The sequence below is a fragment of the Clostridium mucosae genome (genome assembly GCF_024622765.1).
GTDB lineage: Bacteria > Bacillota > Clostridia > Clostridiales > Clostridiaceae > Clostridium.
The window spans coordinates 42,803-55,702 of record NZ_JANKAF010000008.1 but is presented as its reverse complement, the minus strand read 5'-3'; the positions used below and the strand labels follow the sequence as shown (position 1 = coordinate 55,702).

The following is a 12,900-nucleotide window of genomic DNA, read 5'->3' as shown; positions in this document are numbered from 1 at the left end:
TCGGAAGTAATAACATACTGCATTAAAAATTATCCCCGAGAGTGATTAATTTTATACTAAAGACAACCTATATCATTTTATTGATTTCTTTTTTCAATCGATTTATTATTTTCTTTTCTAACCTTGAAATATATGATTGAGATATTCCAAGCATATCTGCAACCTCTTTTTGAGTCTTTTCTCTAGTACCATTTAAACCAAATCTTAGCTTAACTATTTCTTTTTCCCTATCATTTAAATGCTTTAATGCTAAAAATAATAACTGTCTATCAACCTCATCTTCAATCAAATTATAAACAATATCATTTTCAGTTCCTAAAATATCTGATAATAAAAGTTCATTACCATCCCAATCAATATTTAATGGCTCATAAAAAGATATTTCTGCTTTTACTTTACTATTTCTTCTTAAATACATTAAAATTTCATTTTCTATACATCTAGAAGCGTACGTAGCTAATTTTATCTTTTTCTCTGGATTAAAAGTATTAACCGCCTTTATTAATCCAATAGTTCCTACAGAAATTAAATCCTCTACGCATACTCCTGTGTTTTCAAATTTTCTTGCTATATATACTACTAATCTTAAGTTTCTTTCAATTAATATATCCCTTATAGATTCATCACCATGTATAAGTTTCTCTACAAGTTCTTCTTCTTCCTCCTTTTTTAAAGGTGGTGGAAGTGCATCATTTCCTCCCACGTAATTGACTTCATTCTTAAAAATTTTAAGTCTTTGTAAAATTCTATTTATTAATACTCTTAAATTCATCATATTCTCACCTATATTACTCCTCTTGATAATAATGCGTTAAATTCATTTTCCTTACTTAATTTATTTTTACAGCTACAAATTATAGCTTCTATAGTTCTCCATTCTTTATCTTCTCCACGAATTCTTACTTTTTCACTTTTGAACCCCTTTAAATTTCCTTCCTCTCCAATAGTGCTATAAGGAATGTAAAATTCTTCATCCTTTTGTATCTCAAATCCATTTAAAAAATCATTTTCTATTATAATACAAGGCAAATTAGTAACAGGCTCTCTTAAAGCATTTCCAGTATCTAATAATCCTTTAATAAATAATGTGTTTTTTTCATCCGATATTTCAATTTCATATATAAAATTATTAATTACAGCTCTTTCCCTTAAGTAATCTACTACCCTAACTATAACTATGTATAGTATCATTATTGATATTAATAAATCCTTCATAGAATAATTACTTATTTTAAAAGAATCAAAGATACTGTACTGGTTGTCCATCAACGAAAAACTAAAACAAAATCCAGCTAGTGTAAATGACATAATTAAAAATGTTATTGAAGCTTTTATAATACTAAGTATTTTAAAACTTTTATTTGAAATTGTGACCATTATTAAGACTACTAAAAGTTTAAATGGTAAAGATGTTAAAATACTATTTTCAAAGAATAATACTATCGTATAAAGCGATCCAATTACAGCTGCAAAATAAATAGTTTTATTATATTTATACCTAGACACCTTCATAGTAATTAATAATAAAAATAGATTTACAATAAAATTTTCTATTATAAGTATATCTATGTAAACTACCATATACATCTCCCCCCTCGTACTTAAATTATAAACTGTTACTCTTTAAAATTTTGTCATAAAAACTCTTCGCAAAATATATTTTCATCTCTTATTTATTACATATAACTACAGTTATTTGATTATTATAATAAAAAAAACAAAGAAGTACTATAATTGTTAATGCGCATTAAAAACAAAAAAGACTAAGAAAGTATGACTTTCTTAGTCTTTTTAATTAACTATTTTCTTGATCTTAAAAAGCTTGGTATATTTACACTGTCAGTTTCAATATCTAAAAGAGGATCTACTCTTTTTGTAGGCTCGGATATTTCAACTTCCTGTTTAATTGGTTGCTCTTTAACTACTTTCTTCTCAAATACCGGTTCATGATGTAATATTTTATTGTTATCTTCCTCAAATCCTGTAGCTATAACTGTTATTCTAATTTCATCAGACAGTGTTTCATCTATAACAGCTCCAAATATTATATTTGCATCTGGATCAGCCGCTTCTCTAACGATATCAGCTGCTTCATATACTTCTATAGCTCCAAGGTCTACTCCACCTGTAAAGTTAATAATAACTCCTGTTGCTCCATCTATTGATGTTTCAAGTAATGGAGATGAAATAGCTTGTCTTACAGCATCTTGTGCTTTAGTATCTCCAGTTCCATGACCGACTCCCATATGAGCAAGACCTTTATTTAACATAACAGTTTCTATGTCTGCAAAGTCGGCATTAACTACCCCTGGAATAGTTATAAGGTCAGATATAGCTTGTACCCCTTGTCTTAATACCTCATCTGCTAATTTAAATGAGTCTAATAAAGTTGTCTTCTTATCAGCCATACTTAGTAATTTCTCATTTGGTATAATAACTAAAGTATCAACAGCCTTCATAAGGTTTTCAATCCCCATTTCCGCATGTCTCATTCTTCTTTTACCTTCAAAAGGAAATGGCTTAGTAACTACACCTACAGTTAGTATGCTCATAGACTTAGCTATTTCTGCAACTACAGGAGCTGCACCAGTACCTGTTCCACCGCCCATACCAGCAGTTATAAATACCATGTTTGCTCCCTTTATAGCTTCAGCTATTTCTTCTCTACTTTCTTCTGCTGCTTTTTTTCCTATTTCAGGATTAGCACCAGCTCCTAGCCCCTTTGTTAACTTTTCTCCAATTTGGATTTTAACATTAGCATGAGATAGCATTAAAGCTTGTTTATCTGTATTAACGGCAATAAACTCAACGTTTTTTAGCCCTTCAGCAATCATTCTATTAACGGCATTTCCTCCACCGCCTCCGCAACCAATTACCTTAATGTTGGTTAACTCTTGCATATCTACTTCGAAATCTAACAAAATAATTCCTCCTTTAGAAAATATCTACTAGTAATTTTTCTACTTTGTTTCTTCTCTTCATTCATTTACCAATCTCAAATTCAATAATAATATATCTTCGTATATTAATTTTACATCATACTGTACCTTTTTAACAATACTTTAATATCCTAAATAAGAAAGATTTTGTTATTTAAAGACAATAAATGTATATTCTTGGACTTTCACTTGTATTTTTTACTTATATTCTTTTTAATTACTATTAAAATTTAGAAATCAATGTAAATTTTATTTACTTTTATAAATATAACCATAATTTTTATAATTAAATTTAATAAAATTCAATTATATTTTATCATCTACAGTGAAATAACTCAACCTTTTCGTTAATATTATGATTATTTTTAAAGAAATCATCCGTACTTCTTTTAATAACACTCCCTTTATCCATGTATAATAAGCTTTTCTTATTATCTATTGTTAAATACATTTAAAATATATAAAAAAATATTTATAATCTTATATTCAACAAAGATTCTAAATTTCCTCTAATAAGTTATACTATTTTATAAATTTAATAAAAAAACAGAGTATAAACTCTGTTTTATAACATCATTATTCTTTTTATAGTATCTCTATCAACTGAATATGTTAATGCAGTTTCTCCACTTATGATTCCCTTTTTATATAATTCTGCTAACGCCATATCCATAGTTTTCATTCCATATTTTCCACCTGTTTGAATTGCTGATTCTATTTGATGTGTTTTACCTTCTCTAATCAGATTTTGAATACCCGGTGTTGTAGTCATTACCTCTAAGGCCGCAACCCTTCCTTTATTATCTTCAACTGGTACTAATTGCTGAGATACAACACCTTGTAATACCGCTGCTAATTGTACTCTTATTTGTTGCTGTTGATGCGGTGGAAAAACATCTATAATTCTATCAATAGTTTTAGCAGCTCCTATTGTATGTAGTGTGGAGAATACTAAATGACCTGTCTCTGCTGCAGTTATTGCAATTGAAATAGTTTCTAGGTCTCTCATCTCCCCTACAAGTATAACATCTGGATCTTCTCTTAAAATAGCTCTTAGTGCACTTTGATAACTTTTGCTATCTTTTCCTATTTCTCTTTGATTTATAATGCAATTATTATGCTTATGAAGGTATTCTATTGGATCCTCTAATGTTATAATATGGGCCTCTCTTGTATTGTTTATTTCATTTATCATGGCTGCTAATGTTGTACTTTTGCCACTTCCTGTTGGCCCAGTAACTAATACTAATCCTCTTTGCTTTTGAATTATATCCTTTATTACTTTAGGATGCTTTAATTCATCTAAACTAGGTATTTTTAATGCAATTACTCTAATAGCAATAGCATCACTGTTTCTTTGTTTAAATATATTTACTCTAAACCTTCCTGTTCCAGAAATAGAATACGATGTATCCATTTCACCAGTTTTATTATATAACTCAAAATTTTCTCCTAAAATTTCTTTTGAAAAATCCCTTAATGCACTTGGCATTAGTTTTTCAGTTCCTAATTTGATCAAACTTCCATTAACTCTTATAGTTGGAGGTAACCCAACTGTCAAGTGCAAATCTGATGCACCCTTTTCTATTGTCTCATTTAATAAATCATTCAACACATACATAATTCTATATCCTCCATGTTGCTAGACTATGTCTACTTTAATTTATTCGATAAAACTTTTCATATTCCTTCTTTATATTACATAATATTTCAACATAGGATATATGTGTTTATAACACTATTTTGTTGATAATTCTTTTTTCAATTTCTTTAAAGCTTTCTTCTCAATTCTTGAAACATATGATCTTGATATTCCTAATAATGCTGCTATTTCCCTTTGGGTTCTGCACCTACCATCAATAAGACCATACCTCATTTTCACAATTTCTCCTTCTCTTTCGCTTAATGAAACACATATTTTATTATATAATTGCTTAATTTGAAGGTTACTTTCAACTTTTTCTAAAACAGAATCTTTTTCACTACTTAAGACATCAATTAAGCAAATTTCATTTCCTTCTTTATCAACTCCAATAGGATCCTGTAAATAAACTTCATTTTTTTGTTTTTTATTATTTCTAAAAAGCATTAATATTTCATTTTCTATACATCTTGATGCATAAGTCGCTAATCTAGTTCCTTTTGATGCATCAAATGAATCTATTGCCTTTATAAGCCCAACAGTTCCTATAGATATTAGTTCGTCAATATCTTTATTTGGAAAATTATATTTTTTTACTATATGTGCTACTAATCTAAGATTTCTTTCTATTAATATACTTTTTGCTTCTTTGTCCCCATTTTTTAAAAGTTTTAAATATTGCTCTTCTTCTTCTTCATCAAGTGGTTTTGGAAATGTATTATTGCCTGAAATATATCCTGTTAAAAATACAGAATTACATAACAGCTCTATAATATTAGATAAAAAAAACACAGAACTTCCTCCTCGTAGTGCTTATTATATAATATGATGAAATCCGAAAATATTGCTTGTGTTTCTTAAAATAAAGTTGGAATATTTTTTTATATTGTTATATGAGTCATTTTTCATTATTATTATTTTTTTATATCAATATATAATACAACTTATAAAATCATATTATCTCATAAAATAAAAACTGTTATAAAATCAACACAGATTTTATAACAGTTTTATTATTTATAATAATTTTATATTTTTTTATTAAAATTTAGCTTCTTAGTTCTTAGTTCTTAGTTCTTAGTTAATGATGTAACTATATCTCTAAATATAGGAGCTCCAGTATTTCCTCCTCCAAGTTCTCTTCCATCTGGATGTTTTTCTCCGATATTAGGGGCAATAACCACTATAGTATACTTTTTGCCATCCATTTCAAAATATCCAGCAAACCACCCATGATTAGTACCACCATTACCTGTTGATGTACCAGTTTTACCTCCAATATTAACACCTTCTACCTTAGCTTCAAACCCTGAACCTTCCCAAATTACTTTAGACATAGTTTCCTGAGCTAGTCTTGCAGCAGTTTGACTGAATACCCTTACCTGCTCTTCTTTAAATTCTTTTACAATATTATCATTATCATCTACTATTGACTCAACTATAGTAGGCTTTATATAAACTCCATCATTAACTACTGTATTATATAATCCAGCCATTTGTACTGGAGTAACCATTATAGTTTGACCTATTGAAATATTATTCATACTATTTTCTAAAGTAGGCTTTACTCCTGAAGCTTCATTTCTATTTTCACCTTTTAAGTTTAAAACTGGTTTAAATAATCCCATCTTTTCTAAATAAGTCATCATTTCATCATAGCCAACTTTTGCCCCTACTTTTGCAAAAATATCATTACATGATACTTTTAGTGCATCTTCTACTGATAAATCGCCATGACCATAAGGCTTGCCATTCTTGCTACAAATCTCACCAGTACAAGAAAAAACATCTGTTGGACTTATAATACCTTTATCTAATGCAATGGTTTCTGTTATTACTTTAAATATTGACCCTGGTTCATAGCCTAATTGCTCTATTCCTAAATCTACATTAGCTTGAGTTTCATCCTTCTGAACCATAGCTTTTATTTTCCCTGTTTCTGCATCAGATACTACTACGCCAACATTTTTTAAAAATGCATAATCCTCTTTTTTAAGTACTTCCCTAACTTTATCTTCCCAAGTTTCATCTACAGTTAGTTTAATATTATTATTATTTTCTAAAGTTAGCTCCCCATCTCCATAAATAGCTTTTTCATCTAAATAAAATTTAGCTTCTGGATAAGTATTATTTTTTATATAAGAATTTAAATCGTATTCTAGTGATCCTTCAATAACATTTTCATCAGATATATTAGCTAAAAAATTACTTGTCTTCCAAGCTTCTTTAGTATCAACTTCATCATATGTATAGGTATATATTCCTTTTATATTCTTTAATTTATTTACTTTATTAAAAGTTTCCTCACTAACATTATAGTATATTTTACCATCATTTTTCATAACATCTGAATAGTTAAAATCAGGCTCTTCAGATTTCATGATAAAATTTAAGGCCATTAAATCTTCTAATGTCTCTTCATAGTTATTAAGCATAAAAGGCTTAGTATCTAATATTACTATATATTTTTTATTATAATCCATCATGTCCTTTCCATTAGTATCGAAAATTCTATATTTCATCTGAGATAGATTTTCTGATTGGTAATTTTGCATTTGTCCCGAAACATTGGATGATGGATGTATCTGAAGAAAGTATAATCTTACAATCAATAAAGATATAATTATTAAGTAACTCCCCATTATTATTATAACTCTTTTTAAATTCACTCTATTTTTATTCATTATTAAAAAAACACCTCCCTAGGCTTAATTCTAGCCTTTAGAGGTGTTTTCTATACATTTTTTTCTATTTTATTATATCTTTTATTTTAGTCACAAGTATATCAATTGCAACTTTATTCTGTCCACCTTCTGGAACTATAATATCTGCGTATCTTTTTGTTGGTTCTGTAAATTGCATATGCATAGGTCTAACAACATCTAAATATTGACTAATAACTGAATCTACAGTTCTTCCTCTTTCATTAATATCTCTAACTAATCTTCTAAGGATTCTTATATCAGCATCAGTATCAACATATACCTTTATATCTAACAGCTCTCTAAGTCTTTCATCTTCTAATACCAATATACCTTCAACGATTATGATATCTTTAGGCTCTATCCTTACTGTTTCTTTAGCTCTATTATGATTTGAAAAATCATAAATAGGCTTATCGATAGCAATTCCATTCATTAAATCGCTTAAATGTTTAATTAGCAAATCATTATCAAATGCCCTTGGATGATCATAATTTGTTTTTACCCTTTCTTCCATAGATAAATGACTTTGATCTTTATAATACATATCTTGTTGTATCATTACTATACATTCATTAGAAAAACTTGAATATATGGCATCTGCAATGCTACTTTTAGCAGATCCTGTTCCCCCAGTTATTCCAATTAAGATTGGCTTTTTCATTATAGTTCCTCCTTCTTATGTCTATAGCTCTAAAACTTTCTTACCTTTAATTAACATATCTTTTTCTTTTAATGGAGTCTCAACTTTAGCTTTAAATATCATATGTGCTCTATTCGCAACATTAGTTTTAACATCTTTCTCCACATCAAACATTTCTTCAAGTTTTACATTGAAATTAGGTGTATGAGCTCTTAAAACTTCAACTTCATCTCCTTCAAAAACTCTATTTTTTTGAAGGATAGTTGCTTCTTTAGTTTCAGGATCATAACTTTGAACAATACCTACTATATCATAATCTCTAACATAAGATGACACATCATAATTTTGTTCTCCAGTCTTGCCAAAGAAGAAACCTGTATGATATTGTCTATGACTTATTTTTAATAATGTATCCATCCATTCTTGCTTAAATTCATAGCCTTCAGGATTTGCCATATATGAATCAACAGCTTCTCTATATGCTTTAACAACTGAAGCTACATAAAATTCACTCTTCATTCTTCCTTCTATTTTTAATGAATGAATCCCGCTCTTAATAAGTTCTGGTATATGCTTTATCATACATAAATCTTTTGAATTCATTATATATGTACCATTATCATCTTCTACAACTGGATAATATTCGCCTGGTCTAGTTTCTTCAACTAAATAATACTTATATCTGCATGCATTTGAACATATTCCCTTGTTAGCATCTCTGCCTAACATATAATTTGAAATAAGACATCTACCTGAATATGCAATACACATTGAACCATGTATGAATACTTCTAATTCGCAATCCTCTGGTATATTTGCTTTTATTACATTAATTTCATTTAAAGTTAATTCTCTAGCTAAAACTACTCTCTTAACACCTTGTTCATACCAAAACTTAGTTGCCATCCAGTTAACTGTATTAGCTTGAGTACTTAAATGTATTTCTAAATCTGGTGCTGCTATTTTAGCTGCCATTACTATTGATGGATCTGCAGCTATAATTGCATCTATACCTAAATCATATAATCCTTTAATGTATTCTTCTACACCTTTTAAGTCATGGTTTCTTGGAAATACATTCATAGTTACATATAATTTTTTCCCTCTATCATGACAGTATTTTACACCTTCTGCCATTTCTTCATTTGTGAAGTTATCTGAAAAAGCTCTTAAATTAAGCCTTCCTCCACCTATATATACTGCGTCTGCTCCAAAGTCTATTGCAATTTTTAATTTTTCTAGGCTCCCTGCTGGTGCTAAAATTTCTGGTTTTATCATATTTTTACCTCCTTTTAGTCACTGCAATTCCATCCCCCATTGGTATTACAGAAGTTATTAAATTTTTATCATTAGATACTAATTCTAAGTATTCTCTCATTCTTTTTACTATTGTAATTTTTCGTCTTTTTACTAATTCATTAGATGCAACCATGCCTCTAAACAAAACATTATCTGCTACTATAATTCCATCATCTTTTAACAATCTTAAACAATGTGGTAAAAAATGATTGTAGTGACCTTTGCCAGCATCCATAAATATTAAATCATATGGTTCTTTTAAATCCTCTAAAATTTCTAGACAATCTCCTTCTTTAATCTCTATTTTCCCTTCGAGATTATACTTTTTAAAATTTTCTCTAGCATATCTTATCATATTTTCATCACGTTCTATAGTAGTAATAGTTGGTTTCGTACCTGAAGCTTCATACATTAATATCGCTGAATATCCTATAGCTGTTCCAAGTTCTAAAATCCTTAAAGGTTTTTTCATACTAACCATAAATTCTAGAAATTTAGCTGTTTCTTTTTGTGCTATTGGAACCTTATTTTCCTTAGCAAAATCCTCTAAATCTCTGTATTTATCACAAGCTTCAGGTATTAAACTTCTTATATATTCTTCCATATAATCATGGGTTATTCCACTCATATTACTCCTCCGAATAGCGGCTATAATTTATAACATTAAGTTTTTATCTTAATATCCAAGTTCATCTTGTTTTTTCATAAAATCTTCATAGTTATTAGTAAAGTAATGGGTTTTATCATTTTGTAAAACATAAAATAAATAATCTGTTTCATCAGGTTTTAGTGCAGCTTTTATTGATTCTAAACCTGGATTAGAGATTGGTCCTACAGGTAATCCATAATTTTTATATGTATTATATGGAGAATTTGTTTCTAAATGACTATATAATACTGTATCTACATGTTCACCTAATGCATATATTACAGTTGCATCTATCTGTAACATCATATCAATATTTAGTCTATTGATTATTACAGATGCAATCATAGGCCTTTCAGAATGAACTATTGCTTCTTTCTCAATCATTGATGCAATTGTTATTACAGTTTCAATATCTTCATCCTCAATATTTGTATTTGTTTCTTCCATTGCTTTATTAAGAATTTCTTTAAATCTTGAAACCATTTTTGTAATTATTTCTTTAGGTGTTTCTCCAACTTTTATTAAATATGTATCTGGAAATAAATACCCTTCTAAATTATATCTTTTTTCACTATTTATTTTTACAAATGACGGCAACTCATATTCTTTTATAGCTTTAATAAAATCCTCTTTACTACATATTCCCTGTCTTTCCATTTCCTCACTTATGTCATCTATTGTATATCCTTCAGGAACTGTAAACTTCACTATATTTAGTGACGATTCATTAGTTAATTTATTTATTAATTCATTAACACTTAAATCTTTTTGTAACACATATTCACCTGGTTTCACATCTATGTTTTTTCCTGAAACCTTAACAAACAATTTAATAAGCGGCAGACTTTTAATTTTTTTTTCTTTTGCTAAAGTATTTATTATACTATAAAAACTATCCCCTTCTTGTACATTGATAACTATGTCTTCTGAAGTGTTTAATGGTTTATTTATTACTCTTTTAAATAAAACAAACAAACTTATAATTAGTATTAAAATTATTATTATGGGAATTGTTTTGGATTTAAATTTTCTCATAAAAACCCCCTACATATAAAGTAAATAGCCTATTATGGCTATTTACTTTATTATAATACTTTTTTTTATACTTATAAAGAGATTTTATTTCATTTATTATTTTTTGCTTCTACTTGATATTCTTCTTCTTTCAGCTGCATCTAATACTCTTTTTCTCATTCTTATATTTTCAGGTGTAACTTCAACTAATTCATCTGCATTAATAAATTCAAGACATTGTTCTAATGACATTGGTCTTGGTGGTGTTAGCTTAAGTGCATCATCTGATCCTGATGCTCTAGTATTAGTTAACTTTTTACCTTTACATACGTTTATATCTATATCTTCTGCTCTTGAACATTCACCAACTATCATTCCTTGATATACAGGAATTCCAGCTCCAATAAATAATGTTCCTCTTTCTTGTGCATTAAATAGGCCATATGTTATTGCATCACCATCTTCAAATGAACATATTGATCCTCTACTTCTTCCTGGAATTTCTCCTTTATATTTATCATATCCATGGAATACGTGGTTCATTATACCATTACCTTTTGTATCAGTCATGAATTCACTTCTAAATCCAATTAAACCTCTTGCTGGAACAACAAACTCTAATCTTGTATAACCATTTACTGCTGAAGTCATATTTACCATTTCAGCTTTTCTTGGTCCTAATTTTTCCATAACAGGTCCCATAAATTCTTCTGGAACGTCTATAGTTAAGTACTCCATAGGTTCTAACTTTTTACCATTTTCTTCTTTAAAGATAACATTGGCTTTTGAAACCTGGAATTCATAACCTTCTCTTCTCATTGTTTCAATAAGAATAGATAAGTGTAGTTCCCCTCTTCCTGAAACTTCGAAGCAATCTGAAGATACTTCATTAACTTTTAAACTTACGTTTGTTTCTAATTCTTTTAATAATCTATCTCTTAAATGTCTTGATGTAACAAATTCACCTTCTCTACCTGCAAAAGGAGAATCATTAACCATAAAGTTCATACTTAATGTAGGTTCATCTATTTCAACAAATGGTAGAGCTTCAGGTTCTTGGGCATCTGCTATAGTTTCCCCTATATTACAATCAGGAATACCACTTAATGCAATTATATCTCCAAGTGAAGCTTCTTGAGCATCTTCTCTATTTAATCCGTTATATGTAAATATACTTGAAACCCTATAATTTGTTGTACTACCGTCTTTTCTTACTAAAGCAACTTGTTGATTCTTTTTAACGGTTCCTCTATGTATTTTACCAATAGCTATTCTTCCTACATATTCATTTGTATCTAATGTAGTTACAAGCATTTGGAAAGGTCCATCTATATATCCCTTTGGAGGTTCTACATTTTCTAATATAGTTTCAAATAATGGAACCATATCAGTATTTGTATCCTCAACATTATATCTTGCAAATCCTTCTCTTGCAGATGCATAGATTATTTGGAAATCTAATTGTTCATCATCTGCTCCAAGCTCTAGGAATAATTCAAATACTTCATCAATTACTTCTTCTGGTCTTGCATTTGGTTTGTCTATCTTATTTATAACAACTATAGGTTGTAATCCAAGTTCTAATGCCTTCTTTAAAACAAACTTAGTTTGAGGCATTGGGCCTTCGTAAGAATCAACTACTAATAAAACAGAGTCTACCATCTTAAGTACACGTTCAACTTCTCCACCGAAGTCAGCATGCCCTGGAGTATCTACTACATTTATTTTAACCCCATTGTACATAATAGCTGTATTTTTAGAAAGAATTGTAATTCCTCTTTCTTTTTCTAAATCATTTGAATCCATTACTCTTTCTTCTACTTTTTCATTGTTTCTAAAAACGTGACTCTCTTTTAATAAAGCATCTACAAGTGTAGTCTTACCATGGTCAACGTGAGCTATTATAGCTATATTTCTTATATCATCTCTACTTATTAAATTCATTTAATTTCCTCCAGTATATTTTTAATGTAAACCTATAACTTATTTTTCCCAAAATAAAATTGGATACA

Annotated in this window: 11 protein-coding genes; all 11 read right to left on the bottom strand. The window is 28.7% G+C overall.

What is annotated here, in order from left to right; all coding sequences use genetic code 11:
* Positions 1–67: 67 nt before the first annotated feature.
* The 11 genes from sigE to typA all read right to left on the bottom strand — a co-directional run bounded on the left by sigE (position 68) and on the right by typA (position 12,832).
* A complete protein-coding gene (gene sigE, locus NSA50_RS10420; protein ID WP_257444951.1) occupies positions 68–775 on the bottom strand; it encodes an RNA polymerase sporulation sigma factor SigE in 708 nt (235 codons plus the stop codon).
* 8 nt (positions 776–783) lie between these two features.
* Positions 784–1,581, bottom strand: coding sequence for a sigma-E processing peptidase SpoIIGA (gene spoIIGA, locus NSA50_RS10415; RefSeq protein ID WP_257444949.1), 798 nt, complete (start codon positions 1,579–1,581; stop codon positions 784–786).
* A gap of 218 nt (positions 1,582–1,799) precedes the next feature.
* Positions 1,800–2,921, bottom strand: a complete 1,122-nt coding sequence (gene ftsZ, locus NSA50_RS10410; RefSeq protein WP_195263676.1) for a cell division protein FtsZ — start codon at positions 2,919–2,921, stop codon at positions 1,800–1,802.
* A 583-nt stretch (positions 2,922–3,504) separates the two neighbouring features.
* Complete coding sequence (locus tag NSA50_RS10405; RefSeq protein ID WP_195263677.1) at positions 3,505–4,560, bottom strand: type IV pilus twitching motility protein PilT; 1,056 nt, start codon at positions 4,558–4,560, stop codon at positions 3,505–3,507.
* A 117-nt stretch (positions 4,561–4,677) separates the two neighbouring features.
* Positions 4,678–5,373, bottom strand: coding sequence for an RNA polymerase sporulation sigma factor SigK (gene sigK / locus NSA50_RS10400; protein ID WP_008678288.1), 696 nt, complete (start codon positions 5,371–5,373; stop codon positions 4,678–4,680).
* 278 nt (positions 5,374–5,651) lie between these two features.
* On the bottom strand, positions 5,652–7,265 hold the full coding sequence (locus NSA50_RS10395) for a penicillin-binding transpeptidase domain-containing protein (RefSeq protein ID WP_257444946.1): 1,614 nt from the start codon (positions 7,263–7,265) through the stop codon (positions 5,652–5,654).
* Between the two features lie 64 nt (positions 7,266–7,329).
* Positions 7,330–7,947, bottom strand: a complete 618-nt coding sequence (udk, locus tag NSA50_RS10390) for a uridine kinase (RefSeq protein ID WP_257444944.1) — start codon at positions 7,945–7,947, stop codon at positions 7,330–7,332.
* Between the two features lie 21 nt (positions 7,948–7,968).
* Positions 7,969–9,204 carry a peptidase U32 family protein gene (locus NSA50_RS10385; RefSeq protein ID WP_195263680.1) on the bottom strand — a complete coding sequence of 412 codons (1,236 nt, stop codon included), beginning with the start codon at positions 9,202–9,204 and terminating at the stop codon, positions 7,969–7,971.
* Positions 9,205–9,208: 4 nt separating this feature from the next.
* Entirely contained in the window at positions 9,209–9,853 is a 645-nt protein-coding gene (locus tag NSA50_RS10380; RefSeq protein WP_195263681.1) for an O-methyltransferase, read from the bottom strand.
* 48 nt (positions 9,854–9,901) lie between these two features.
* Positions 9,902–10,909: an endolytic transglycosylase MltG gene (gene mltG / locus NSA50_RS10375; RefSeq protein ID WP_195428318.1), complete on the bottom strand. Its 1,008-nt coding sequence runs from the start codon at positions 10,907–10,909 to the stop codon at positions 9,902–9,904.
* Positions 10,910–11,005: 96 nt separating this feature from the next.
* Positions 11,006–12,832 (bottom strand): translational GTPase TypA, encoded by a 1,827-nt coding sequence (gene typA / locus NSA50_RS10370; RefSeq protein ID WP_195263683.1) that lies wholly within the window; start codon positions 12,830–12,832, stop codon positions 11,006–11,008.
* Positions 12,833–12,900: the final 68 nt, after the last annotated feature.